Genomic DNA, 26,065 nt, shown 5'->3' with positions numbered 1-26,065 from the left:
GATGGTTGCGCCACCGGACAGGCCATTCGCCCGCCGGTTGCCGCGCGGCCGCGTCACGGGGGGGCTGATGTCTGATCGGATTGTCGGAGCCACGCCGTCGCCGGGGCGCCTGCTCGCCGCGGCCGAACCGCAGGCCGGGCCGGCCAGCAAGGCACTGGACTTGCTGTCCATCATTGTTGCTGCCATCGAACAGGCGCCTGGCCTGGCTGTGCGCGGCATCGACCGCGACGGCATTGTGCGCTACTGGAGCACCGGCGCGGCGCGCCTGTATGGCGTGGCGGCCGAGCTGGCGCTGGGCCAGCCGTGGGCCACGGTGGCCGCCAGCCTGGCCGAGGATGTCTCCGGCGAACTGGCGGCCGTGTGGGAGAGCGGCAAGGCGCGCAGCACGCGCCTGTGGAAACTGGACGCCGATGGGGCCGCGCCGCGCTGCATCTGTTCCACCGTGTTCCCTGTCATGCAGTGCGGAAGAGTGCGGCAAGTGGTGTGCATCGATGTCGACATCACGGCCAGCAGCCAGGATGGCACCGCGCAGGGTGCCTTGCTGCAGATGGGCGACAATTTTCGCCAGTTGTACGACAAGTCCGCCGACGCCATCGTACTGCTGCGCGACGAGTACATCGCCGAGGCCAACCCGGCCGCCATCTCCCTGTTTCAATGCGAAGACCGGCCACGGCTGCTGGGACGCCGCCTCAGCGACTTTTCGCCCTTGCATCAGCCCGATGGAGCATTATCATCGTTGCGCGGCACGCAGCTGGCGGCGCAGGCTCATGCCGACGGCAACTGCCGCTATGACTGGCGCTATCAGACGTGCACGGGCCAGCTGTTCTGGAGCGAAGTGCTGCTCACCTCCGTCACGCTCGACCATACCTATCTGTTTTACGCCGTGATCCGCGATATTTCCTCGCGCAAACTGGCCGAGCGGGCCCTGTACCTGTCGGCACAGGTGGTCGAACATGCGCGCGAGGCCATCGTGGTGATGGATCCGCAGCAGCGCGTCGTCAGCATGAATCCTGCGTACAGCGAGATCAGCGGCTACAGTCCTGACGACATGCTGGGCAAGCCCTTGGTCCTGCACGGCGTGGAGCCGGAGGCGCCGGCGTTTTTCGACCACGTGTGGGACGAAGTCGATGCCAACGGTTATTGGCAAGGCGATATCGTGGGTCCGCGCAAGGAGGGCGGGCGCTATCCGGCCTGGCTGTCGCTGACGGCCATCCGCGACTCACAAGGGCAATTGAGCAATTACCTGGCGATACTCAGCGATATCAGCGAGCGCAAGAAAAACGAGGAGCACACGCGCCACCTGGCCGAGCACGATTTTCTCACCGACTTGCCGAACCGGGTGCTGCTGCTGGACCGGCTGTCGCTGGCGCTGGCGGCCGCTCGGCGCAAGCTGAGCATGCTGGCCATCCTGTACCTGGACCTCGACCATTTCAAGCACATCAATGACAGCATGGGCCACCACGTGGGTGACCTGTTGCTCAAGGAAGTGGCGCGGCGCCTGGTGCGCTGCGTGCGCGGCGTCGACACCGTCAGCCGGCATGGCGGCGACGAGTTCGTCGTCATCCTGGCCGAGGTGGGTGGCATCGACCAGGTGGCCCATGTGGCATCGAGCCTGCTGCATGCCGTCACGCAACCCTATCAACTGGGCGAATACGAACTGCATGTGTCGACCTCGATCGGCGTGGCCATCTTTCCCAGCGATGGCGACAGTATCGACACCCTGGTGCACAACGCCGATATCGCCATGTACCACGCCAAGGAAAGAGGGCGCAACAATTTCCAGTTTTTCAATGCCGAGATGAATGCGCACATCGTCGAGCGGGCCAGCCTGGAGCAAGGCTTGCGCGCCGCGCTGGGCCGCGATGAACTCGTGCTGGAGTTCCAGCCCGCGCTCGATATCGCCAGCGGGAAGATTCTCGGCGCAGAGGCCCTGTTGCGCTGGCGCCACCCGCAACTGGGCGTGCTGCCGCCCGAGCGCTTCATCGCCGTGGCCGAGGAGTGCGGCTTGATGGTGTCGATTGGCAACTGGGTGTTGCGCCATGCCTGCCTGCGCGCGCGCGCCTGGCACGATGCGGGCCAGGCCTGGCGCGTGGCCGTGAATCTGTCGCCGGCGCAATGCCTGCATAATAATTTATTGCTCAGCGTGCAAGATGCGCTCGCCGTGTCGGGTTTGCCTGCCGCCTGCCTGGAACTGGAAGTGACGGAAGCGCTGCTGATGAAGGGCGGCGCGCGCCTGGCCGGTGTGCTGGCGCAGCTGCGCGCGCTGGGCGCCAGGCTGGCCATCGACGACTTCGGCACCGGCTATTCGCGCCTGGCCACTCTGCGCCATTACCCGGTGGACAAGCTGAAAATCGACCCCTCGTTCTTGCCCGCTGCGGCGGATGGCGCGGCTGGCGGGTCTGACACGGCCGTCGCCGCCACCATCATCGCCATGGCGCGCGAGCTGCAATTGACGGTGATAGCCGAAGGCGTGGAAACGGCGCAGCAACTGGCCTATCTGCAGGCGCAGGGCTGCCAGCAATACCAGGGGCGCTATGCCAGCGCGCAAGTCGAGGGCAGTGCGCTGGCGACGTTGTTACATTAGTTGTTGCATTAATCAATGTTTCCCAGCAGCTTGATGCGCGCCAGCACCTGGCCATGGTCGGATGCGTGTGGCAGGCCCAGCAGCAAATGGTCGTTCAGGCAGCTCACTTCCTGCACCACGCCGATGGCGCGCGGCGAGGCGGCGTGGAAGTGTTCGGACACGAGAATGTGGTCGATCGTCATGTAGGCGCTGTCATGGATATTCGTGTAGCCCACATGGCGCAACGCATCCTGGCGCCGCTGGATGGCGTTGGCGTCATACAGGCGCGCGCGCATTTCCGGCATATCACCACGCGGTTCGCACGGCGCGCCCGCGCCCATGACGATGGACGTGGTGACGGCATTGGCGATGTCGTTGAAGTCGCCCAGCACGATGCGGGGACGGCCGCTGTGGCCCAGTTCGCTTGCCAGCACGCGCAGGGCCACCGCTTCCGCGCCGCGCCGCTGCAGCGAACGCAGGTTGGCCAGCGCGTGGGCGGCGTCGCTGCCTTCGCCATGGCGGTAGTCGGGCCGGCGCGACTTCAAGTGCACCACCACCACGTCGGTGAGTTGGCCTCCAGGCAAGTGCACCTGCACATGCAGCGGTGCGCGGGCGAAGCGGCAGGCGTTGTCATCGGCGGCATGGCTGTCGGCGGGCACGCTCACGCCGGCCGGGAAATTCGTCCATGCAACACCGGCGCCGGCCAGCGGCAGCCGCGACACCAGCGCCACCGTGGGCAGCATGCGTCCTGCCGCATCCATCGCATCGTAGCCGGCCAGGGTTGCGTCGCGGTAGTGGCGCGTGCGCGACAGCACGTCGCGCAGGGCCGCTTGCGAGAAAATTTCCTGGAAACCGATCACGTCGGCTCCGAGCAGGTCGATCTGCCGCGCTGTCCATTCCGCCTTGGCCTCGTATTGCGCCGGGCTCAACGGTTCGAGGTTGTCATACAATTTCACCCCGGCCGGGGCCAGGTTGCAGACATTGAATGTGGCAAAGCGGATTTCTTCCTGCATAATTAGTACTCCTCACTGAACGATCAGCGTATCACGCATGGCTAAAAAAGAGCATATTTCTGAAACCCAGGCGACGCAGATGCTGCGCAAGCATCAGGTTTCCTTTGAAGAACACCCGTATCCGTACGAGGAGCACGGCGGCACCAGCGTCTCGGCGCGCGAGTTGGGGGTGCCGGAACACGCGGTGATCAAGACCCTGGTGATGCAGGACGAGGCGGCGCGGCCGATGATCGTGCTCATGCATGGTGATTGCAAGGTATCGACCAAGAACCTGGCGCGTGGCATCGGCTGCAAGTCCGTCGAGCCGTGCAAGCCCGAGGTGGCGCAGCGCCATTCCGGCTACATGATCGGCGGCACCTCGCCGTTCGGCACCAAAAAAGCGATGCCCGTGTACGTGGAGCAATCCATCCTGGCGCTCGAACGCATCTATATCAATGGCGGGCGGCGCGGTTTTCTCGTCGCGCTGGCGCCGCAAGTGCTGCTCGATTTACTGAACGCCAAGCCGGTGCAGTGCGCGCTGCAGGATTAAGGAAATCGTCCAAAGCCTGTTGCGGAGCATAGAGCATGGTGTATATTCTGCTGCGCCAGCCTCGACGCTGGTGCAATAAACATAATAAAGGGAAGAAATGAATCCAGTAATCACAACCGTGGCAATGACAGTGGCCGCTTACTTGCTCGGCTCGATATCGTTTGCCGTGGTGATGAGCAAGGTCTACGGCATTGCCGATCCGCGCACCTATGGCTCGAAAAATCCGGGCGCCACCAACGTGCTGCGCAGCGGCAACAAGGGCGCCGCCATCATGACCCTGCTGGGCGATGGCGCCAAGGGCTGGCTGGCCGTGTTCCTGGCTGACCATTTTTCCACTGCGCTGGGCGTGGGCGACACGGCCGTGGCCCTGGTGGCCATCGCCGTTTTCCTCGGCCATTTGTGGCCCGTGCTTTTCCGCTTCGTCGGCGGCAAGGGCGTGGCCACGGCCCTCGGTGTGTTGCTGGGTATCAATCCATGGCTGGGCCTGGCGACCTTGGCCACCTGGCTGATCATCGCCTACGCTTTCCGTTATTCCTCGCTGGCGGCCCTGGTTGCAGCCCTGTTCGCGCCGTTTTACTATGGCTTGCTGTTCGGTGTCGATCCCATCTTGCTGTCCGTGATCGTCATGAGCGTGCTGCTGGCTTATCGCCATAGCCAGAACATCGCGAACTTGCTCTCCGGCAAAGAAAGCAAGATCGGCGGCAAGAAGGACGCGGCCAAGGCATCCGCCATGAAGAAGTAAGCGCTTGATTTCCCGCGGCCCGCACGCATATGCTGTGCTTGCGGCGCCGCGCGGTGCAGCCGCCACCGACTCGCGCAAAGGCTGCCCACCATGAGTTCCACTCCCGTCACACCCACTCCCATCCGTATCGACTTCGTTTCCGACGTTTCCTGCCCCTGGTGCGTGATCGGCCTGAAATCGCTGGAGCAGGCGCTGGACAAACTGCAGGGCACCGTCCAGGCCGACATCCACTTCCAGCCCTTCGAGTTGAATGCCAATATGCCGCCCGAAGGCGAGGATATCGGCGAACACATCGCCCGCAAATACGGTTCCACCCCGGAACAGATGGCGCAATCGCGCGAAGCGATCCGCGCGCGCGGCGAGCAGCTGGGCTTTACCTTTTCCATGGACAAGCGCGGCCGCATCTATAACACTTTCGATGCGCACCGTTTGCTGCACTGGGCCGGAATCGAAGGGCGCCAGAAGGCACTCAAGATGGCCTTGTTCGATGCGTATTTCACGCAGGGCCAGAACCCGTCCTCGCACGAGGTGCTGCTGAAAGTGGCCGGCGAGGTGGGCTTGGACACCGTCAAAGCGGCCGAGGTGCTGGCATCGAACGCCTACGCGGACGAGGTGCGCGCGCAGGAGCAGCTCTACCAGCAGAACGGCATCAACTCGGTGCCCGCCGTCATCATTAACGAGCGCCACCTGATTTCTGGCGGCCAGCCGCCCGAAGTGTTCGAGCAAGCCTTGCGCCAGATCATCGCCGGCGCTTGAGCCCGGCGCCAATGGCGCGCGCCATGGCGGGCATTTTCGGCTACACTCGGCGCAGGAGGATAGTCAAATGCCAACAGCCCGCTGGAATGGCGCCGTCATCGCGCAAGCCACCGACGATCAGGTGCAAATCGTTGAAAACAATGTGTATTTTCCTTTGGCGGCAGTGACGCAGGCCTACCTGCGCCCCAGCAGCCATACGACCATCTGCCCGTGGAAGGGCACGGCCAGCTATCACGACCTCGTCGTCGATGGCCAGACGAATGCCAACGCCGCCTGGTATTACCCCCAGCCCAAGGACGCCGCCAGGCAAATTGCCGGCTACGTCGCCTTCTGGCGCGGCGTGAGCGTCGAGCGCTGACGCTTTTCATCCTCAATAAAAATCAACAGAAAGCAGACGATGGATTTACGCCTCGCCGTGTACCAGCTCGCCTCGGCCAACGCGCTCGATGCCCAACAAACCCGGCAATTGCAGGAAGTGGCCGGCTTCCAGCGCGAACCCGCGCGCCTGGCCTACTGGCTGCCGCGCGGCGTGGCCGTGCTGGGCGCCGCGCTGCTGGGTATGGGACTGATCTGCTGGGTCGCCGCCAACTGGGAAGAGCTGGGCCGCATGGGCCGCTTTGCCCTGCTGCAAGGCGTGTTTGCCGCCGCCTGCGTGGGCGCGTTCGTCATGCCCAAGGCGCGCGTGCCCTTGCTGCTGCTGGCCTTGCTGGGCATCGGCGGCCTGTTCGCGTATTTCGGCCAGACGTACCAGACGGGCGCCGATCCGTGGCAGCTGTTCGCCCTGTGGGCCGTGCTGGCCTTGCCCCTGTGCCTGGTGGCGCGCAGCGACGTGCTGTGGACGCCGTGGATGCTGGTGCTGGCCACGGCCGCCGCCCTGTGGATGCAGGCGCATGCGCACCACAGCTGGCGCATCGATTCAAGCGATCTGTCCATTTTCGTCAGCGGCTGGCTGGTCGTGCTGGCCGCGTGCGTATTTGTCTCGCCCCTGCTGGCGCGCTGGACGGGCGCGGGCAGCTGGGCCTTGCGCCTGGGCCTGATACTCGCCACTATCCTTATCACGGGCACGGCTGTCAGCGCCCTGTTCGGCAGCAATATCGAATCTCCGTACTGGGCCGGGCTGGGCTTGCTGGCCGTCGCCGGCATCCTGCTGTCCACGCGCCGCTACTTTGACGTGTTTGGCCTCAGTGCCGTCTCGCTGGGCCTGAACACCTTGCTGGTGGGCGGCCTGGCGCGCGTGCTGCTCAATGGCGGCAATGGCGATGGCGTCGGCAGGCTGGCCATGCTGGGCTTGTTTGCCGCCGTGCTGCTGGCGCTGACCGTGCAAGGCATACTGTGGCGCACGCGCCAGGAGGTGGCATGAGCAAGATGAACAGTCAGCGGGCCGATGCGCTCGCCACCCTGATCGATGACGCCACGCGCGCTGGCCTGCTGCCGCCCGGCGCTAGCCGGCCGGTGCAGGATGTGCGGCCGTGGCCGCTGGTGCTGATGACGGCCTTCGGCGCATGGCTGGCCGCCATTCCCCTGATGATTGCGCTGGGCGTGGGCCTGGAAGACCTCGTGCGCCACGGTCCTGGCGCGTATGTCGTGGCCGCCATCGTGCTGGTGGTGTCCGTGTTGCTGATCCGCATGCGCGGCGTGGCCTTGTTTGTCGAACAGCTGGCCGTGCCCTGCCTGCTGGTGGGTGGTGGCTTGCTGGGCTACGCCCTGTTCCGTGACTATGCCACGCAGATTGCCTCGCTGCTGATGTGCCTGGCGTGTCTGCTGGTGGCTGCATCCCTGCCGCGCGACTGGCTGCGCGTACTGCTGGGACTGGTCGCCTGCGGCTTGCTGGGGCTGGGCATCGTCGATAGCACGCGCGACTGGATTTTCGAGAACGACCCCACGCAACTGTATCTGGCCTGGATGCTGGCCCTGGCATGCTGGCTTGGCGCGCACTGGCTGCAGAAGCAGGCCTTCAACGATGGCCGCGGCGCACCCATCGCCGCCTTCCTGGAATCGCTGTCGACGGGCTGGGTATTGGCCATCTTGCTGGGACTGGTTTTCTGGTCCGGCATGACCTTCATGCTGGGCGGTGCGCTGGGCGGTGGTGTTGCCGGCGAAGTGGCGCGCGAAGTGACCCGGCACCAGGCCGTTGCCTGGTATGCGCAGGTGTTGAATGGCGTGTCGCTCGTGCTGGCCGTGGCGGCCGCTGCCTGGACGGGATGGCGCTGGCCAGCGCTGTGCCAGTTGCCCGCCATCGGCGTGGCGCTGGTGCTGATCGTGCTGGCGTGGTTCATGCCGGCACTGGGCCCCGTGCTGCTGATCCTTGCGTATTGTTTGACGAGCGGGCGCTCGCGCGTGGCCGTGGCGGCCGCGCTGGCGGCGGCGTGGATACTTGGCAGCTTTTATTACCAGCTGGCGTGGCCACTGGCCAGCAAGGCGGCGCTGCTGGCCATGGCCGGCGCCGTGCTGTGCGCGCTGTCGTGGCTGGCCATGCGCGGCGCCGTTCTGCATCTGGTGGAAAGTAAACCATCGGCCGTGGCTGCCCAAGGCCGCAATGTCCGTCTCGGCGTGCTGGCGGGCTTGCTGCTGGTATTGCTGGTGGCAAATATCGGCATCTGGCAAAAAGAACAGCTGATTGCCAAGGGCGAGGCCATCTTCGTGGCGCTGGAACCCGTCGATCCCCGCTCGCTGATGCAGGGCGACTATATGCGCCTCAACTTCGTCAACCTCGGCGTCCTCAGCACGTTGGCCAGCGTGGACAGGGCGCCTGGCCGGCCACTCGTGGTGGCCACGCGCGATGCACGGGGCGTGGCCGAACTGCTGCGCCCATACACCAAAGAGGCGCTGGCGTCCGGGGAATTCCTGCTCGAACTGACGCCGAAGGATGGCAACTGGGTGCTGGTCAGCGATGCCTGGTTCTTCAAGGAAGGCGAGGCGGCGCGCTGGGAAAAGGCCCGTTACGGCGAGTTCCGCGTGCTGCCCGATGGCCGCGCCTTGCTGGTGGGCATGCGCGGGGAAGATTTACAGGCGCTGTAGACGCTTGATTTGAACAAACCCAATGGCAGAATCCGGGGTCGTACCCTGAGGGTACGACCCCGGCCTTTGCTCTTGGGGTGGCTGCATCCTGTAAAATTGCCCGATGGATAATATTACGCATTCGGTCATCGGCCTCGGGGTCGGCGAACTGGTACACCGCAGCCTGCCGCCCGAGCCGCAAGCCCCCGCCCAGCGCACCCGGCGCGCGCTGTTTCTGTTTACGGCCTGGTTTGCCAGCAACGCGCCCGACCTGGACCTGGTGCTCACCCGGTTGCTGCCGCGCCCGTTCGGCTACATGCTGCACCACCGTGGCCACACGCATACCTTGCTGCTGGCCTTGCCGCAGGCGCTGCTGTTGCTGGCCCTGCTATGGCTGCTGTGGCCCGGCGCGCGCCGCCTGCTGAAGGACAGCGTACCCGCCCGCCTGGGCCTGGCGGCTTGCTTGCTGCTGGGATTTTGCTTGCACATGGGCATGGATTTCCTCAATTCCTATGGCTTGCACCCGTTTTACCCGTTTGACAGCCGCTGGCTGTATGGCGACATGGTCTTCATTGTCGAACCCATGTTCTGGGTGCTGCTGGGCGTGCCCGTGATCATGTCCTTGCACTACGGCATCGTCAAAAGCGTGCTGCTGGCCGCGCTGGCGGCGGCCCTGTGTTTCTTCACCTATAAATCCTACTTGGCACCCGCCTCGCTGGCTGTCTTGCTGGGGCTGGGCGTGGTCCTGGCCGTGTTGCAAGCACGGGCCGGTGAGCGGGGAAGGGGAGCGCTGCTGCTGGCCTTTGCACTGGCCGCCACTTTTATTGGCACGCAGGGCGTGGCCTCGGCCATCGGCCGTACGCGCATCGAGGCGGCCGTGCAGCGGCTCGACCCCGGCACGCGCGTGTGGGATGTGGCCATGACGGCGTTTCCCAGCAATCCCCTGTGCTGGATCTATGTCTCGCTCGACAGCAAGACAGACGTGTACACCTTGCGGCGCGGCACCCTGAGCCTGCTGCCCGAGTCGCTGGCGCCCGCCGCCTGCCCGTCCGGGCTGGCCGAAACGGGTAAGCAAGGACAGCAACTGGCGCCCGGCATTGCCGTGTCCGCGCAGGCGGCGGGCAGCCTGGCCTCCTTGCGCGCCTTGCAGTCGGACAATTGCTTTGTTGACGCCTGGCTCCGCTTTGCCCGCATGCCCAGATTGAACGCGGACAAGCTGACGGATGTGCGTTTCAATCCCGGCATGCTGCCCAATTTTACGACCGTGGAGCTGCAGCAGTTCCGTAGCCGCCCTTGTCCCGCCTACGTGCCGGGCTGGGACCGCCCCCGAGCCGACATGCTGGCGCTGCCGAAATAGAGAACGGATGTGTTGCTCTTAGGCAAAAAATATCGTGTGTGTGCCTGCTTCGCCGTGACCCAGCATGCGACACTACCAATTCAGCAAGAATGATATTTAGTTAGGACTATTTTGGAAGAGCAACACGCCTTACCGTATCTGCGGGAAACCCTGCTGTTTCTCGCCCTGGCGGGGATTTTTATTCCGCTATTGCAACGCCTGAAGGTCAACCAGGTGCTCGGCTTCCTGGCCGTCGGCGCCCTGTTCGGCCCGTTTGGCTTCGGCCTGTGGGCCGGTCAATTCGCTTGGCTGACGTATTTCTCGTTTGTCCGCGCCGAGCAGGTCAGCGGCCTGGCCGAGCTGGGCGTGATGTTTTTGATGTTCATGATCGGCCTGGAACTGTCGACTGAACGGCTGTGGGCGCTGCGGCGCTGGGTGTTCGGCGCGGGCGTGGGGCAGGTGGTTGTCAGCGCCTGTCTGATCGGCAGTGTCGCGTACTATTTTGGCCTGTCGCTGGAAGCGTCCATCGTGCTGGGTCTGGTGCTGTCGCTGTCGTCCACGGCCGTGGTGATGCAGTTGCTGACCGACCAGCGCTCCCTGCAAACGCCTGCCGGCCAGGCGGGCTTTTCCATTTTGATGTTGCAGGATTTGATGGTGGTGCCGCTGTTCATCCTGATCGACGTGTTTGCCAGCGGGCGTAGCGATGATCTGGCGTATCTGCTCAGCTTTGCGGCCGTGAAATCGGCGGGCGCCATCCTGCTGATCTATCTGCTGGGACGCCGCGTAATCCGTCCGCTGTTCCAGTTCTTCGTCAAGAAACGCCAGCCGGACGTGTTCATGGCCCTGACCTTGCTCAGCACCCTGGGCATCGCGGGCCTGACGTATCTGGCAGGCCTGTCGATGGCGCTGGGCGCCTTGCTGGCGGGCTTGCTGCTGGCGGAGACGGAATTCCGCCATGAAGTGGAGGTGACGATCGAGCCCTTCAAGGGATTGTTGATGGGCTTGTTCTTCATGTCGGTGGGCATGCAGATCGACGTGCGCGAAATCCTCAAGTCGCCGATTTTGATTCCCCTGGCCGTGCTGAGCCTGTTTGCGGTGAAAACCCTGGTCATCAGCGTGATTTTCCGCATCGGCGGTTTTCACTGGGGGCGCGCCGTGGAAACGGGCGTGCTGCTGGGGCAGGGCGGCGAATTTGCTTTCATCGTCGTCGCGTATGCGCTGGGCACGAAGTTGATCGGCCCGCAGGTGGCGCAATTCGTCATGCTGGTGGTGGGCCTGAGCCTGTTTGCCACGCCGGCGCTGGCCAAGGCGGCGCGCGCTTTCGGCAACTGGTGGGAAAAGCGCCACCACCATCAGCTGGCCGACCTGTCGCACGGGGCGCTGCCGCCGCAGGGCAGCACCGTCATCATCGCCGGTTTCGGCCGGGTGGGGCAGTTGCTGGCGAAGGTGCTGACGGAGCAGGATATCGCGTATGTGGCGATTGAAAATGATGCGCGGCTGGTGACGACCCTGCATCCGCGCGGCTTTCCCGTGTATTTCGGCGATGCCTCGCGCGCGGAATTGTTGCAAAAAGTGAATGCGGACCGGGCTGCCGCCGTGGTGCTGACCATGGACCATGCGGCCTCCGTACTGCATGCCGTGAAATCGATCCGCCGCGAATATCCGCAGCTGCCCGTGTATGCGCGCGCCCGCGACGAGGCGCATGCGGTGGCTTTGATACAGGCGGGCGCCACCCTGGTCGTGCCCGAAGCGCTGGAATCGGCGCTGCAACTGACGGCCACCGTGCTGCACACGGTGGGCATCTCGGAAGCGCGCACGACGGACATCGTGCAAGCCGAGCGCGACCGGCGTAATGCCGTGCTGCTGGCGAAAAAATTGTCGTAGTGCTGTCGTAGTGAAACCTGTAGCGCAACCGTGCGTGTCGCCGTGCTTTGTCAATTATCTATACAATAATAGTATATGAGCACACTACCCACATGAAAGCCGCGACGAAGAGCGGGGCGGCACCCTTGACGCCGCAGCAGATCGCGGCGCAGGAAACGCAGCAAAAATTTGGCAAGCCCGAACGGGGCTGGCGCGAGCAGGTGTACACCGTCATTTTCGAGGCGGAAACGCGCACGGGCCGCGCCTTCGACCTGCTGCTGATCGCCGCCATCCTGATCAGCGTGACGGTGGTCGTGCTCAGCAGTGTCGCTTCCGTGGCCGAGCGCTATGGCACCTGGCTGACGGCGCTGGAATGGTTTTTCACCATTTTATTTACCATCGAATACCTTGCCCGCCTGGCGTGCCTGCGGCATCCGGTGCGCTATGCCAAGAGTTTTTTCGGCATCATCGACTTGCTGGCCATCGTGCCGACCTACATCGGCTTGCTGCTGCCGGGCGCGCACGTGCTGATCGACGTGCGTATTTTGCGCCTGCTGCGCATGTTCCGTATCCTCAAGCTCACGTCCTATGTGCATGAATACACGGTGCTGGGGCGGGCCTTGCTGGCCAGCCGCCGCAAGATCCTCATTTTCTTGTCTTTTGTCATGATGGTGGTCTTTCTGTTGGGTACTGTGATGTATGTCGTGGAAGGGCCGGATCACGGATACAGCAGCATCCCCACCTCGATATACTGGGCCATCAGCACCATGACCACGGTCGGGTTCGGCGATATCACGCCGCGCACCGATATCGGGCGCACCATCGCTTCCCTGATGATGTTGCTCGGCTGGGGCATCCTGGCAGTGCCTACCGGCATTATCAGCGCCGAAATGACGGTACAGCGCAGTTCCAAGCTGGTGACTACGCGTACCTGTCCCACGTGCCTGAAAGAAGGGCTCGATGACGATGCCAATTTCTGCAAGAACTGCGGTGTCGCATTGCCGCCGCTGGCACGCGATTAGCGCATAGACCATACATAGACCGTATTTACTTTACTTTGTTAAGGCCAACATGATTCCAGTTCGCCTGATCGCGACGGGCAAAGCCGTGCCGTCGCATAGCGTCACTTCCGCAAGCCTGGACCTGAAATTGGGCCATCCGGCTGGCTACACCCTGCGCAAGAGCGGGGTGCTGTCGCGCTTTGTCGCCGCGCCCGATGAGTCGCAAAGCCAGCTGGGCGCCGCCGCCCTGCTCGACGCGCTGAAGAACGCCAGCCTGCGTCCATCCGACATCGATCTGCTGATCTGCGCCTGCGGTGTGCCCGAGCAAGCCTTGCCGAACACGGCCTGCTTCGTTGCCGAACATGCGGGCTTGCCGCCAGGTACGCAAAGCTTCGACGTCAACGCCAGCTGTCTCAGTTTCATGGCCGCTTTCCGCGTGGCCGCGTCCATGCTGGCGGGCGGCGCCTACCGGCGCATCGCCATCGTCTCGTCCGACCTCGCATCGCGCGGGGTCGACTGGAGCGAGCCGGAAGCATCGATGATCTTTGGCGACGGCGCCGCCGCCGTCATCGTCGAGCGGGGCGACGGCAGCGCCGGCATCCGCGCCTACAAGATGGGCACATATCCGGAAGGGCGGCGCTACTGCGAAATCCGTGGCGGCGGCACCGAGCGCAACCCGCGCAACGGCTGCGAGCCGGGCGACTATCTGTTCCGCATGGATGGCAAGGCCGTTTTCCGCCTGGCCGTCAAGGTGATGCCGGATTTCCTCGCGGAATTAATGGCGGAATCGGGCGCCGGGCTGGAACGGGTCGACGTGGTCGTGCCGCACCAGGCCAGCCCGCTGGGCCTCGCGCATGCGGCGCGCATCCTCGACGTTCCCGATGCTAAAATCATCAAGATCTTTGAAACGCATGGCAACCAGGTGGCCGCGTCATTGCCTACCGCCCTGCACGAGGCGGTGATGACAGGGCGGGCCGTGGCCGGACAGCGTTTGCTGATGATGGGCACGGCTGCGGGCCTGACCATCGGCGGAATGATTCTTGATTTGTGAAGGTGGTGTGATGAGGCGGATACTGGTCACGGGAGCAACGGGCGGCTTGGGGCGCAATGCCGTGCGCACCCTGCTGGCGCAGGGCGTGGAAGTGCGCGCCACGGGCCGCAACGCCGCCGTCGGCCGCGAACTGGAACGCATGGGCGCCCAATTCGTCGCGCTTGATCTGGCGCAGGCATCGCCACGCCAGGTCGATGAGCTGGTGCGCGGCATGGACACCGTCTGGCACTGCGCCGCGCTATCCTCGCCATGGGGCCCGGAGCGCGACTTCATCGCCGCCAACGTCACGGCCACGGGCCAGCTGCTGCGCGCGGCCGCCAGCCTGCACGTGGCGCGCTTCGTGCACATTTCCACGCCAGCCATGTATTTTGATTACCGCAACCGCTACGAGGTGCCGGAAACCTTCCGCCCTGATGCCTTCGTCAACGCGTATGCGCGCAGCAAGGCGATGGCGGAAAAGCTGGTGCAAGAGTCGGTCGACCGCCATCGCGGCATGACCTGCGTGATTCTGCGCCCGCGCGCCATCTTCGGCCCGCACGACCAGGTGCTGATCCCGCGCCTGGCACGCGTGCTGCAGGAGCGCGGCGGCAAGCTGCCGCTGCCCAGGGGCGGCGCGGTCACCATCGATGTCACCTATGTCGATAATGTCGTGCATGCGATGTGGCTGGCCACCGTGCACAAGACCATCGCTTCCGGCGCCGCCTTCAACATCACGAATGGCGAGCCGGCGCGCCTGTGCGACATTTTGCGCAGCCTGTTCTGCGAGCATTTGCAGCAGCCGTTCCAGATCGTCAGCGTGCCGTACCGCGTGCTGGCGCTGGCCGCGCGCCTGATGCAGTTCGCTTCGCGTTTTACACGCCGCGAGCCTTCCCTCACGCCGTACAGCGTCGGCGCGCTCAGTTTCGACATGACGCTCGATAATGCCAAGGCGCGCAAGGTGCTCGGTTACCGTCCCATCGTCAGCCTGCAGGAAGGCATCGCCCGCACGGCGCAGTGGATGCGCCAGGAAGCGGCGGCGCACAAGGTGGGCAAGGAGCGCAATGGCTAGCATTACCGCGTTTCGCGTCGGTCACTGCACGCATCCGTCCTGCATGGTCCTGAAAGGCAGCGGGCTGGCCAGCCGCTGCTTCCCCTCGCGCGCCTACCTGATCGAGACGCGCGCGGGCCTGTACCTGTGGGACACCGGTTACGCTGAACACTTCCGCGCCGCCACGTCGAAAGGCGTGTACCGCATGTATGCGTGGGTGACGCCGATTTTCTTCGACGAGAATGAGTCGCTGCAGGGGCAGTTGCGCGCGCATGGCGTGTCGCCCGGCGACATCCACACCTTGCTGCTGTCGCACTTCCACGCCGACCATATCGCCGGCCTGCGCGACTTTCCCGGCGCGCGGCTGATGGCTTCAAAAACGGGCTGGGATGCCGTACGGCGCTTGTCCGGCGTGGCTGCCGTGCGCCAGGCCTTCGTGCCCGAGTTGCTGCCAAACGATATGTCGGATCGATTGAGCTTTGTCGAAAGCGTGCCCGAGACGGCCTTGCCGGCGGCCCTGCTGCCATTTACGCACGGGCGCGACGTCAGCGGCACGGGTGAGATTTACATCGTCGATCTGCCCGGCCATGCCATCGGCCATCTCGGCGCCTTCGTGTTGCAGGAGGGCGGCTGGACCCTGCTGGCGTCGGACGCGGCCTGGGTGCCGGAGAGTTTTCAGCAACTGCGCGGGCCGTCCGAACTGTCGTTCATCATCCAGCACAAGCGCGCGCCGTATTACGAAACCTTGAAGCGCCTGCATCAGTTGCACCAGTCGGGCAATGCGCAGATCCGCATCACGCATGAAGATACGCTCGATTATCGACCTGTGGCGGGCCGCCCGTGAAGCGTATTTTCTGGTTATTGCTGTCGTACTGGCGCACGCGCCGCCTGCGCTTTGCCGACCGCGCGCAGCTGGACGCCTACCAGCAGGAGCAACTGGCGCGCTTCATCGATGTGCTGTGCGCGCGCAGCCGCTACTTTGCGCCATACCGCAGCCTGCCCCTCGCGCAGTGGCCAACGATGAACAAGGCGCTGATGCTCGAACACTTCGATGCCATGAATACCGAGGGGGTGACGTTGGCGCAGGCCATGGCTTCTGCCATGGCGGCCGAGCATAGCCGCGACTTCACGCCCGCCGTGGGCGACATCACCGTAGGCCTGTCGTCGGGCACCTCGTCGCGGCGCGCCGTGTTTACCGTCAGCCCCCGCGAAAAGGCCCAATGGGCGGGCGTGATGCTGGCCAAGGCGCTGCCCGACGGCCTGTTTTCAGGAGAACGGGTCGCGCTGTTCCTGCGCGCGAACAGCAATCTGTACACGGCCGTGCGTTCACCGTGGCTCACCTTTGCCTTCTACGATCTGTTCGAACCGTTCGACAGCCTGTGCGCGCAGCTGGCGCAATATCAACCCTCCGTCATCGTCGCACCCGCGCAGGTGCTGCGCCAGCTGGCCTTGCGCGTCATCGATGGCAGCCTGGCGCTGGCGCCGAAAAAAGTCATCTCGGTGGCCGAAGTGCTGGAAGCGCAGGACCGCGCCCTGATCGTGCAGGCGTTTGGCGCCGTGCATGAAATCTACCAGGCCACCGAGGGTTTTCTTGCCAGTACCTGCGAGCACGGCGTGCTGCACCTGAACGAGGAATACGTACATATCGAGCCGCAATGGCTGGATGGGGAACAGCGGCGTTTCGTGCCCGTGATTACCGACTTTACGCGCATCACGCAGCCCATCGTGCGCTATCGTCTCGATGACATCCTGCTCGCGCGCGCCACGCCATGCCCGTGCGGCCGCGCCACGCGCGCCATCGATGGCATCGAAGGGCGCTGCGACGATATGCTGTTGTTGCCATCCCTACCATCCATGTTGTCCGCGCGCGGCGGCGAGCCCGTCGCCGTGTTTGCCGACGTATTGACGCGGGCCTTCGCGCAAGCCTTGCCGCCGGACGCCGATTACCGCCTGGTGCAGTCGGGCGAAGCTGGCTTGCAACTGCACGCGGCCCTGGACGATGCCGGCCTGGCCGCCCTGCGCGCGCACCTGGTAACGGTGCTGCAGGGCCTCGGCGTGGCCGTCGACGGCCTGGCCTGGACGACGAGCGCCGAATTGCCTCCCTTTGACCCCACCATGAAACGGCGCCGCATCCGGCGCCTTGCAAGCGCATGAACCCTTCTTCCATGACTGTACGCAGCCGCCTGCTGCATTTGCTGGCCGGCTGGGGCAGCGTCGGCCTCGTGTATTTTTCCAGCGATTTGCTGCAAGGGCAGGGGAAACTTTTGCCTGAAACAGCCATCGACCGCGCCATCCCCTACACGGATGCCGCCATCTGGCTGTACCTGTCCTTCTTCATCCTGATCCCGTACGCCTACCTGGTGGCCGATGCGGCGCGCGTGCGCTGGCTGGCGCGCGCCATGGCGCTCTCCGCGCTAGCTTGCGGCGTGGTCTTCCTGCTGTATCCGACCACCCTCGCATATCCGCCCGTGGGTGAAGGCAGCGCCTGGAGCACGCAGGCGCTGCGCATGCTGCAAGCGGCCGATTCCGCGCAAAACTGCCTGCCGTCGCTGCATGGCGCCCTGACCCTGCTGTGCGTGTGGGCCTTGTGCGACAGGCGTCACCTGGTGCGCTCCGCGCTGGCCGTGGTGCTGGGCCTGGCGATCTGCTACGCCATCATCGCGCTGCGCCGGCACGTCAGCATCGACCTGGCCGCCGGCCTGGCCGTGGGCATCGCTGGCGGCATGTTGGCGAAAATGCAGGTATCCTTGACTGCCCGCCGCGCCATTTCCATAAAAACCGCACCATGATGAATCCTTTTGCCCTGTCGTTTTTGATCATGCTGGCCTTTGTGCTGGCCGAACTGCTGATCCTGAAATGGGTGCGCAAGACACCCGTGCCGTGGAAAGACGTGATCTTCAACCTCAATTCCGGCCACATCCTGATGTGGGTATTCCGCGGCGTGGAAGTGGCGGCCTTCGCCCTGTTGCTGCGCCATGTGAACCTGCATATCGTCGACCAGTGGCCCGTGGTCGCGCAATGGGTGTTCGCCTTTTTTGCCTGGGACCTGTGCTTTTACTGGATGCACCGGCTGCACCATAAAATCCCTTTGCTGTGGGCCGTGCACGTGGTGCACCACCAGGGCGAGCATTTCAACCTGTCGCTGGGCGTGCGCAATTCCTGGTATTCATCGCTGACGAATTTCCCCTTCATCGCCATCCTGGCCGTGCTGGGCGTGCAGTTGGAAATCTTCCTCGTCGTCTCGTCCCTGCATTACACGGTGCAGTTCTATAACCACAATGCGCTGGTAAACAAGTCCGGTATCCTCGACAAATTCATGGTCACGCCCTCGCACCACCGCGTACACCACGGCACCGACAAACGCTACATCAACCGCAATTTCGGCGGCACCCTGCTGCTGTGGGACAGGCTGTTCGGCAGCTTCCAGCCCGAACTCGAGGGCGTGGAAATGCGCTATGGCGTGAAGGGCATGACACCCACGCACAACCCCCTGTTGGCCAGCAACGGCAAACTGTTCAAGTGGCTGCGCACGCGCTTCCCCCACTGGCAGTCGCGCGGCACCTTCGAGGTGCCCGAACTGTTCATCGGCAGCGGCGGCGTGATTTTGTTTGGCCTGGTGATCTATTACGTCAACCATGAAGCGGCGCTGGCCGGCGCGCAGCAGGCGATCCTGTTTGCGCTGATCTTCACCGGCACCCTAGCCCTGGGTGGCCTGTCCGATGCGCGCCGCTGGGGCGCCATCGCCTGGGTCGCCATCGCCGTGGCCATGCCGGCCCTGTATCTGGGCTGGTATGGCGCGCGCGATGTGTGGGGCATGGTCTTCCTGGTCGCGCTGCTGGCGCATGGCCTCGACGGTGCGCGCCGCCTGTGGTGGCCGGCCGCAGCGGGGACGCGCGCGTGACGCCTGTGCCTCCTTTGCCGCCGCTGCGCTTCCAGCCCGCGCGCGATTCCGCCTTCCGCCGCGAACTGCGCGCGCGCGCCGATGCCTACCTCGCCAGCGAAGGAAAGCACCGCTTTGGCGACGCGCGCATGCATGCAAAAGCTGTGTTTCTGGCCATGTTGACGGTGGGGCTGTATGTGCTGGCCTTGAACGCCCACAGCACCTGGCCATTTGTCGCCAGCTATGTGGCTTGCCTGGTCACGGCCATGGCGCTGGCCATGAACACCCTGCACGACGCGGCCCATAGCGCCGTCTTCCGCCAGGGACGCCTGAATCGCATCCTGATCCGGCTGGTGGGCTTGCCCGTGGGCGTGGACACGGATTTCTGGACCATCCGCCACGTGCATTTCCACCATACCTATGCCAACGTGGAAGGCTATGACCTCGACACGGAACCGAATCCTTTCCTGCGCCAGACGCCGTACCAACGCTGGTCGCCCCAGTACCGCTATCAATACCTGTACTGGCCCGTGGTGGCTGCCCTGTCGCTGCCTTATTTGAACTGGTATGGCGACTGGCTTGACCGCTTCGGCAAGACGCCCGTGGCCGCGCACAGCCGCTTGCAGGGTTGGCGCGGCTGGCTGTCGTTCCTGGGCTGGAAGCTGGGCCACGTGGCGCTGGTGCTGGCGCTGCCCATGTGGCTGCTGCAGCAGCACGGCATCGGCTGGGATGTGGTGCTGGGCGCGTATTTTGTGGGCCAGATAATCGCCTCGTGCGCACTGGTGGCGCTGATCCTCGGCACGCACTGGGCCGAAGTGGAGTTTTTCCAGCCGGGGCCCGATGGCACCTTGCCGCACGACTGGTACCAGCACACGTTTTACACGGCCTGCGACTGGACGCCGAAACCGCACCACCTGCGCTGGCTCGGCTACTGGCTCGGCGGATTGAATTTGCACCTCACGCATCATTTGTTCCCCACCTGGAACCACCGCCACTACCCGGCGCTGGCGCGCATCCTGGCCGAACTGGCGCCGCGTCACGGCCTCGTGTACCGCGAACTCGGATATGGCCAGCTGCACGCTTCGCAGCAAGCGTTCCTGCGCGCCATGGGCCAGCCGCCCGCACAGTCTTGACGAATCGTGCTTGACTGGGTTTTCGTTCTGTCTTACATTTCTGTAACGACAGAAATAAGAGAACATCATGGAATCAAGAGCGTCTGGCAGAACCGTAGCGAGCGGCAGCGAATTGTGGCCGAGAAGCGCAACTGTGCTTGAGCACAGTGAGCATCGCAGGCTGCAAGGCGCGACGCGGAGCAGGTTATGGTAGGTGTTCTGAGTCCGACCACGCAAAAGTACATCCTCCACTGGGGTGAAATGGGCACGCGCTGGGGCGTCAATCGTACGGTGGCGCAAATTCACGCGCTGCTGTTCCTGGCCAACGAACCGCTGACGGCGGAAGATATCGCGGCCAGCCTGAATGTGGCCCGCTCGAATGTCAGCAACAGCCTGAAGGAATTGCAAAGCTGGGGCCTGGCGCGCATCACGCACGTGATGGGGGATCGGCGCGACCACTTCGTCGCCCTGCAGGATGTGTGGGAAATCTTCAGGGTCATCATGGAAGAGCGCAAGCGGCGCGAGATCGACCCCACCCTGACGGTACTGCGCGAATGCGCGATCGAGGGCGAGTACGATGCGGCGATACCGCCAGAAACGCTGGCGCGCATGGGCGAAGTGCTGGCCTTCCTGGAAATGCTCAGCAGCACCTACAGCGACTATAAAAACCTGCCGCCGGCGACCCTGCAGCGCATGCTGTCCATGGGTGGCAAGGTGGCCAAGTTCCTCAGTCCGGAAGAAAAACCTGGCAAGCGGGGAAAGTCATGAACGGCCCCTCGGAAGGAGAACTGTTCAGGAAGGTGATGGGTGAGCAGTGGCTCACCCTGCACGCGGATATCCGTCGCCGCTTCGAAAAAAATCCCGCGCCGGGCCAGCCCCTGTATTACCGGGGCAAACTCAGTGAACTCACCAGCTCGCGCCTTGGCAAGATGCTGGGCTGGCTGACGCGTCCCTTCATCGGTGGCGCGCTGATTCCATATGACGATCACGACTTCCCCGTGGATATCGAGGTCTATTCGCGTCCTGGCTGCCCCTTCATCTTCAAGCAGCGCACTTACCGCCTGCACGGGCGCGCGCCCATCCGCTTCACGTCCTACATGGCGGAAAGCGCACACGGCGAAGTGCTCGAATACGTGGGCATGGGGCTGGGCATGAAGCTGCTGCTGCATGTCGAGGATGGCAACCTGCACTTCACCAGCGACGGCTATTTTTGGGATATTTTCGGCTGGCGCATGCCACTTCCCGGGGTGCTCACGCCCGGCAAGACCTATCTGTGCCACCGCAACGACACGCCGCAGCAATTCAATATCCGCATCGAGATCCGCCACGCCCTGTTCGGCACCACGTTCACCCAGGTCGGCGTGTTCCGCGAAAGCGCGGCGCCCACCCTTCACAAGGACACACCATGAATACGCATCTGCTGGCCCTGCAACTGATGGCGGCGCAAGGCTGCCTGGGCGCCTTCGACACCATCTACCACCATGAAATCACGGAAGCGCTGCCGCAAAAGGCTTCGGCGCGCCTGGAATTGACTATCCATGCCACCCGCGCGCTGATCTACAGCCTGCTGTTCGTGGGCCTGGCCGCCTGGGAATGGCATGGCGCCTGGGCCTGGGTATTGGTGATCGTGTTTGGCGTGGAAATCGTGCTGACCCTGTGGGACTTCGTCGTGGAAGACAAGACCCGCCTCTTGCCCGCCACGGAGCGGGTCACGCACACGGTGCTGGCGATCAATGCGGGCGCCTTCATCGCGCTGCTGGCGCTCAATAGCAGCGAGTGGGCCAGCTTGCCGACGGCCCTCGTGTGGCAGCCGTATGGCTGGCTAAGCGTCTTCCTGGCCCTGTGCGGCGTGGGCGTGGGCCTGTCTGGCCTGCGCGACGCGTATGCCGTGTGGCAGCTGGGCCGGCGCAAGGTGCAGGAGAAGCAAGAGCAAGAGGAACACCTGCGCTTTGCCGCCGTGCCGCAGTCCGTGCTGGTGACGGGCGCCACGGGTTTCATCGGCCAGCAGTTGGTCAGCGCCCTGCTGGCCGACGGCCATGCGGTGACGGTGCTGACGCGCCAGCCGAAACAGGCCGCGTGGACCTTTGACGGCCAGGTGCGCTGCATTCAGTCGCTGAACGAATTATCGGATGCGCAGCGCATCGACATGGTGGTCAACCTGGCCGGCGCGCGTATCGTCGGGAAGCGCTGGACGGACGCGCGCAAGGCTGCCCTGCGCCGCAGCCGCGTGGCGCTGACGCAGGAACTGGTGGCGTGGATCGCCCGCGCGCAGCACAAGCCGAGGGTGCTGCTGTCCGCGTCGGCCATCGGCTACTACGGCGTGCAGCCGCAGGGCGACGCGACGGAATTGGCTGAAGACAGCGCGCCGCAAGCCATCTTCATGTCGCAGCTGTGCCAGGAGTGGGAAGCGGCCGCGCGCCAGGCGGAGCGCTACGGCGTGCAAGTGGGCTGCATGCGCTTTGGCCTCGTGTTTGGCCACCAGGGTTCGCTGCCGCAGATGCTGCTGCCGATACGCTTCGGCGCGGGCGGCCCGCTGGGCAGCGGCAAGCAATGGATCTCGTGGGTGCATGTGCGCGATGTCATCCGTGGCATCGCCCACCTGGCGCGCCGCAGTGAAGAACAGGCAGTCAGCGGCGCGTATAACTTCTGCGCGCCGGAAGCCATCGCGCAGCGCCGCTTCGCCCAGGTGGCGGGCGCGGTGCTGCACCGCCCCAGCTTCATGCCCACGCCCGCCTTCCTCATGCGCGCCTTGCTGGGCGAGCAGGCCGACTTGCTGGTGGAAGGCCAAAGGGTGGCACCGCGCCGTTTGCTGGCCGACGGCTTTGCCTTCCGTTATCCGCAGCTGGAAGGCGCGCTGCGCAGCCTGTAGTCCGGCGTAGAATGGGGCATTGGATATGCCTTGGAGCACAATCTATGTCCCGCTTCAGCCATACGATAGACAGCCATGTTTACCAGTTCGCCAGCCTGAAAGAGCTGCTGGCGAAGGCCACGCCGCTGCGTTCGGGCGATGTGCTGGCGGGCGTGGCGGCGGCCAGCGCGCGGGAACGGGTGGCGGCGCAGCTGGCGCTGGCGGACGTGCCGCTATCGCTGTTCCTCAATGAGGCGCTGGTGCCGTATGAAGACGATGAAGTCACGCGCCTGATCATCGATAGCCACGAGCGCGCCGCGTTCGCGCCGATTTCCCACCTGTGCGTGGGCGACTTCCGCGACTGGCTGCTCGATGACGCGACGGATACGCAAACGCTGGCTCGGGTGGCCGCCGGCATCACGCCTGAAATGGCGGCGGCCGTCTCGAAACTGATGCGCTTGCAGGACCTGGTGCTGGTGGCCCGCAAGTGCAAGGTCGTCACGTCTTTCCGCAATACGCTGGGCCTGGAAGGGCGCCTGTCCACGCGGCTGCAACCGAACCACCCGACGGACGACGCCACCGGCATCGCTGCCTCCCTCCTCGATGGCCTGTTGCTAGGCAGCGGCGATGCCGTGATCGGCATCAATCCTGCGACCGACAATGTGGCGCAAGTGGTCTCGCTGCTGCACTTGCTCGATGCTGTCATCGACCAGTATCACATCCCCACCCAGTCCTGCGTACTCACGCACATTACCAATACCCTGGAAGCGATACGCCGCGGCGCGCCCGTCGACCTGGTGTTCCAGTCGGTGGCGGGCACGCAGGCGGCCAACCGCAGCTTCGGCATCGACTTGTCGCTACTGGCCGAGGGTCAGGCGGCGGCCCTGTCGCTGGGGCGCGGCACGGTGGGCAACAATGTCATGTATTTCGAGACGGGGCAGGGCAGCGCCCTGTCGGCCGGCGCCCACCACGGCATGGACCAGCAAACGTGCGAGGCGCGCGCGTATGCGGTGGCGCGTGCGTATCAACCGCTGCTGGTCAATTCGGTGGTGGGTTTCATTGGCCCCGAATACCTGTACGACGGCAAGCAGATCATGCGCGCGGGGCTGGAAGACCATTTCTGCGCCAAGCTGCTGGGACTGCCCATGGGCTGCGACGTGTGCTACACCAACCACGCGGAAGCGGACCAGGACGACATGGATGCCTTGCTGACCATGCTGGGCGTGGCCGGCTGCAATTTCATCATGGGCGTGCCGGGCGCGGACGACATCATGCTCGGTTACCAGAGCACCTCGTTCCACGACGCCCTGTATGCACGCCGGGTGCTGGGCCTGCGTCCTGCACCCGAATTTGCGGCCTGGCTGGCGCGCATGCACATCACGGATGAGCAGGGACGCCTGAACGCAGTACCGGCGCCAGTCTTCCAGGCGGCGCTGCTACGCCTGGACACCTAGGGAGGATGCATGGACGGGAACAATGCGTGGCAGGCGCTGCGCGCGCATACGGCGGCGCGCATCGCGCTGGGACGCTGCGGCGTGAGCGTGCCGACCGGTGCGCAGCTGGCGTTCCAGCTGGCCCACGCGCAGGCGCGCGACGCCGTGCACCTGGCGCTCGATGGCGAGGCCCTGGCACACGCCTTGGCCGCGCAGGGGCAAGACTGCGTGCAGCTGCACAGCGCCGCCGCCACGCGCGCCGAGTATCTTCAACGCCCGGACCTGGGGCGCCGGCTCGATGAGGCTTCGCGTGCGCGCCTGGAGGCCGGTGCTACGGGAGTGGACCTGGCGCTGGTGGCGGCCGATGGCCTGTCGGCGCTGGCCGTGCAGCGCCACGCGGCGCCGTTTCTGGCGGCCTTGCGTGAACGGTTGGCGGCAGAAGCGTTGATGCTGTCGCCGCTGCATATCGTGGCGCAGGGGCGGGTGGCCATCGGTGACGAGGTGGGGCAATTGCTGCAAGCGAAGGCCGTGCTGGTGCTGATCGGCGAGCGGCCGGGCCTGAGTTCCCCGGACAGCCTGGGCCTGTACCTGACGTGGGCGCCCAGGGTGGGCTTGCTGGACGAGCGCCGCAACTGCATCTCGAACGTGCGCCCGGAGGGCCTGGCGTATGCGCCGGCCGCGTACCGGCTGCACTACCTGCTGTCGCAGGCATTCAGCCGGCAGCTGTCGGGCGTGGGATTGAAGGATGAAACGGTGGAAGAGGGCGCGGCCCTGGCGGGCGCGCGCAACTTCCTGCTGGAGTGATCAGACTTCGCGGATCTCGTCCAGCGGCCAGCGCGGGCGCACATTGAACGAATAATCGTGCTTGGCGGCCTGCGGGTTTATCTGCAGGCGCATGGCGCCGGCGAAGGCGATCATGGCGCCGTTATCGGTACAGAATTCCAGCTCCGGGTAATACACCTTGAAACGCTTCTTGGCGGCGGCCGCGTTGAGCGAAGCGCGCAGTTGCGTGTTGGCGCCCACGCCACCGGCGATCACCAGGCGTTTCAAACCTGTGTGCTTGAGGGCTGATACGCATTTGGCTGTCAGCACGTCGACGATGGCGTCGACGAAGCCGCGCGCGATATTCGCCTTGTCCTGCTCGCAGATATTGGCGATGACTTTTTCTTCATGGTTTTTCACCACCGTCAGCACGGCCGTTTTCAGGCCGGAAAAGCTGAAGTTGAAATCCTTCGAGTGCAGCATCGGGCGCGGCAGCTTGTAGGCCAGCGGGTCGCCGAATTCGGCCAGGCGCGAAATGGCGGGGCCGCCCGGATAACCGAGGCCCAGCAGCTTGGCCGACTTGTCGAACGCCTCGCCGGCCGCATCGTCGAGCGTTTCGCCCAGCATCGTGTACTGGCCCACGCCATCGACGCGCATCAGTTGCGTGTGGCCGCCCGACACCAGCAGGGCGATGAAGGGGAATTCCGGCGGCTCGGACGCTAGCAGCGGCGACAGCAGATGGCCTTCCAGGTGGTGGATGCCCAGCACCGGCTTGTTGATGGCCAGGCCCAGGCTGCAGGCGACGGAGGAACCCACCAGCAGCGCGCCGGCGAGGCCCGGGCCTTGCGTGTAGGCGATGGCGTCGATTTCGGGCAGGGTGATGCCGGCCTTGGCCAGCGTCTCTTCCAGCAGCGGGATGGCGCGGCGGATATGGTCGCGCGACGCCAGTTCCGGCACCACGCCGCCGTATTGCTCGTGCATGGCTACTTGCGAATAGAGGGCGTGAGACAGCAGGCCGCGTTGCGTGTCGTACAAGGCCAGGCCGGTTTCGTCACAGGAGGATTCGACGCCAAGAACAATCATGAAGGTGCTAAATAGGGAGGAGTAATCCGCCATTGTAAAGGAAAGCCGGGCACTCCACCGTGCGGCCAG

24 protein-coding genes are annotated in these 26,065 nt (G+C 64.5%); 22 read left to right on the top strand and 2 right to left on the bottom strand.

Annotation, left to right across the window (positions count from 1 at the left end):
- Positions 1-67 precede the first annotated feature (67 nt).
- A complete protein-coding gene (locus ACQ4WN_RS01050; RefSeq protein ID WP_436549878.1) occupies positions 68-2,584 on the top strand; it encodes a sensor domain-containing protein in 2,517 nt (838 codons plus the stop codon).
- 8 nt (positions 2,585-2,592) lie between these two features.
- Here the strand turns inward: ACQ4WN_RS01050 and ACQ4WN_RS01045 are convergent, their stop codons facing one another.
- Complete coding sequence (locus tag ACQ4WN_RS01045) at positions 2,593-3,576, bottom strand: endonuclease/exonuclease/phosphatase family protein (protein ID WP_436549877.1); 984 nt, start codon at positions 3,574-3,576, stop codon at positions 2,593-2,595.
- A 37-nt stretch (positions 3,577-3,613) separates the two neighbouring features.
- Between ACQ4WN_RS01045 and ybaK the strand changes: the two genes are divergently transcribed.
- From ybaK to eutC, 21 genes are all read left to right on the top strand, one after another.
- The gene (gene ybaK, locus ACQ4WN_RS01040) at positions 3,614-4,105 is read left to right on the top strand and encodes a Cys-tRNA(Pro) deacylase (RefSeq protein WP_436549876.1); all 492 of its coding nucleotides are present in this window, start codon (positions 3,614-3,616) and stop codon (positions 4,103-4,105) included.
- A 97-nt stretch (positions 4,106-4,202) separates the two neighbouring features.
- The gene (gene plsY, locus ACQ4WN_RS01035) at positions 4,203-4,847 is read left to right on the top strand and encodes a glycerol-3-phosphate 1-O-acyltransferase PlsY (protein ID WP_436549875.1); all 645 of its coding nucleotides are present in this window, start codon (positions 4,203-4,205) and stop codon (positions 4,845-4,847) included.
- A gap of 90 nt (positions 4,848-4,937) precedes the next feature.
- Entirely contained in the window at positions 4,938-5,603 is a 666-nt protein-coding gene (locus tag ACQ4WN_RS01030; protein WP_436549874.1) for a DsbA family oxidoreductase, read from the top strand.
- Positions 5,604-5,670: 67 nt separating this feature from the next.
- The gene (locus ACQ4WN_RS01025) at positions 5,671-5,961 is read left to right on the top strand and encodes a DUF427 domain-containing protein (RefSeq protein ID WP_436549873.1); all 291 of its coding nucleotides are present in this window, start codon (positions 5,671-5,673) and stop codon (positions 5,959-5,961) included.
- Positions 5,962-6,000: 39 nt separating this feature from the next.
- A complete protein-coding gene (locus ACQ4WN_RS01020) occupies positions 6,001-6,963 on the top strand; it encodes a DUF2157 domain-containing protein (RefSeq protein WP_436549872.1) in 963 nt (320 codons plus the stop codon).
- On the top strand, positions 6,960-8,621 hold the full coding sequence (locus ACQ4WN_RS01015; RefSeq protein WP_436549871.1) for a GDYXXLXY domain-containing protein: 1,662 nt from the start codon (positions 6,960-6,962) through the stop codon (positions 8,619-8,621). Before ACQ4WN_RS01020 ends, ACQ4WN_RS01015 begins: the two co-directional genes overlap by 4 nt.
- A gap of 103 nt (positions 8,622-8,724) precedes the next feature.
- On the top strand, positions 8,725-9,957 hold the full coding sequence (locus ACQ4WN_RS01010; protein ID WP_436549870.1) for a metal-dependent hydrolase: 1,233 nt from the start codon (positions 8,725-8,727) through the stop codon (positions 9,955-9,957).
- Between the two features lie 111 nt (positions 9,958-10,068).
- The gene (locus tag ACQ4WN_RS01005; RefSeq protein ID WP_436549869.1) at positions 10,069-11,820 is read left to right on the top strand and encodes a cation:proton antiporter domain-containing protein; all 1,752 of its coding nucleotides are present in this window, start codon (positions 10,069-10,071) and stop codon (positions 11,818-11,820) included.
- 92 nt (positions 11,821-11,912) lie between these two features.
- Entirely contained in the window at positions 11,913-12,821 is a 909-nt protein-coding gene (locus ACQ4WN_RS01000) for an ion transporter (RefSeq protein ID WP_436549868.1), read from the top strand.
- 49 nt (positions 12,822-12,870) lie between these two features.
- Positions 12,871-13,851 (top strand): 3-oxoacyl-[acyl-carrier-protein] synthase III C-terminal domain-containing protein, encoded by a 981-nt coding sequence (locus ACQ4WN_RS00995; RefSeq protein WP_436549867.1) that lies wholly within the window; start codon positions 12,871-12,873, stop codon positions 13,849-13,851.
- A gap of 10 nt (positions 13,852-13,861) precedes the next feature.
- Positions 13,862-14,899 (top strand): NAD-dependent epimerase/dehydratase family protein, encoded by a 1,038-nt coding sequence (locus ACQ4WN_RS00990; protein ID WP_436549866.1) that lies wholly within the window; start codon positions 13,862-13,864, stop codon positions 14,897-14,899.
- Positions 14,892-15,722, top strand: coding sequence for an MBL fold metallo-hydrolase (locus ACQ4WN_RS00985; RefSeq protein ID WP_436549865.1), 831 nt, complete (start codon positions 14,892-14,894; stop codon positions 15,720-15,722). Before ACQ4WN_RS00990 ends, ACQ4WN_RS00985 begins: the two co-directional genes overlap by 8 nt.
- Positions 15,719-17,032, top strand: a complete 1,314-nt coding sequence (locus tag ACQ4WN_RS00980; RefSeq protein ID WP_436549864.1) for a F390 synthetase-related protein — start codon at positions 15,719-15,721, stop codon at positions 17,030-17,032. Before ACQ4WN_RS00985 ends, ACQ4WN_RS00980 begins: the two co-directional genes overlap by 4 nt.
- Positions 17,033-17,043: 11 nt before the next feature.
- Entirely contained in the window at positions 17,044-17,667 is a 624-nt protein-coding gene (locus ACQ4WN_RS00975) for a phosphatase PAP2 family protein (protein ID WP_436549863.1), read from the top strand.
- The gene (locus ACQ4WN_RS00970; protein ID WP_436549862.1) at positions 17,664-18,779 is read left to right on the top strand and encodes a sterol desaturase family protein; all 1,116 of its coding nucleotides are present in this window, start codon (positions 17,664-17,666) and stop codon (positions 18,777-18,779) included. The genes ACQ4WN_RS00975 and ACQ4WN_RS00970 overlap by 4 nt, the downstream gene beginning before the upstream one ends.
- Positions 18,776-19,891, top strand: a complete 1,116-nt coding sequence (locus ACQ4WN_RS00965) for a fatty acid desaturase family protein (RefSeq protein ID WP_436549861.1) — start codon at positions 18,776-18,778, stop codon at positions 19,889-19,891. The genes ACQ4WN_RS00970 and ACQ4WN_RS00965 overlap by 4 nt, the downstream gene beginning before the upstream one ends.
- 186 nt (positions 19,892-20,077) lie before the next feature.
- Positions 20,078-20,638 (top strand): GbsR/MarR family transcriptional regulator, encoded by a 561-nt coding sequence (locus ACQ4WN_RS00960; RefSeq protein ID WP_436549860.1) that lies wholly within the window; start codon positions 20,078-20,080, stop codon positions 20,636-20,638.
- A complete protein-coding gene (locus tag ACQ4WN_RS00955) occupies positions 20,635-21,279 on the top strand; it encodes a DUF4166 domain-containing protein (protein ID WP_436549859.1) in 645 nt (214 codons plus the stop codon). Before ACQ4WN_RS00960 ends, ACQ4WN_RS00955 begins: the two co-directional genes overlap by 4 nt.
- Entirely contained in the window at positions 21,276-22,739 is a 1,464-nt protein-coding gene (locus ACQ4WN_RS00950; protein WP_436549858.1) for a TIGR01777 family oxidoreductase, read from the top strand. The genes ACQ4WN_RS00955 and ACQ4WN_RS00950 overlap by 4 nt, the downstream gene beginning before the upstream one ends.
- Before the next feature lie 44 nt (positions 22,740-22,783).
- A complete protein-coding gene (locus ACQ4WN_RS00945) occupies positions 22,784-24,172 on the top strand; it encodes an ethanolamine ammonia-lyase subunit EutB (RefSeq protein WP_436549857.1) in 1,389 nt (462 codons plus the stop codon).
- A 9-nt stretch (positions 24,173-24,181) separates the two neighbouring features.
- Positions 24,182-24,955: an ethanolamine ammonia-lyase subunit EutC gene (gene eutC / locus ACQ4WN_RS00940; RefSeq protein ID WP_436549856.1), complete on the top strand. Its 774-nt coding sequence runs from the start codon at positions 24,182-24,184 to the stop codon at positions 24,953-24,955.
- On the opposite strand, the gene tsaD is transcribed toward eutC, so the two are convergent.
- On the bottom strand, positions 24,956-25,996 hold the full coding sequence (gene tsaD / locus ACQ4WN_RS00935) for a tRNA (adenosine(37)-N6)-threonylcarbamoyltransferase complex transferase subunit TsaD (protein ID WP_436549855.1): 1,041 nt from the start codon (positions 25,994-25,996) through the stop codon (positions 24,956-24,958).
- Between the last annotated feature and the right edge of the window lie 69 nt (positions 25,997-26,065).

The sequence above is a fragment of the Janthinobacterium pasteuri genome (genome assembly GCF_051380775.1).
Taxonomy (GTDB): Bacteria; Pseudomonadota; Gammaproteobacteria; order Burkholderiales; family Burkholderiaceae_D; genus Janthinobacterium.
The sequence above is the reverse complement of the archived record's forward strand: the minus strand, read 5'-3'. Positions and strand labels throughout refer to the sequence as shown.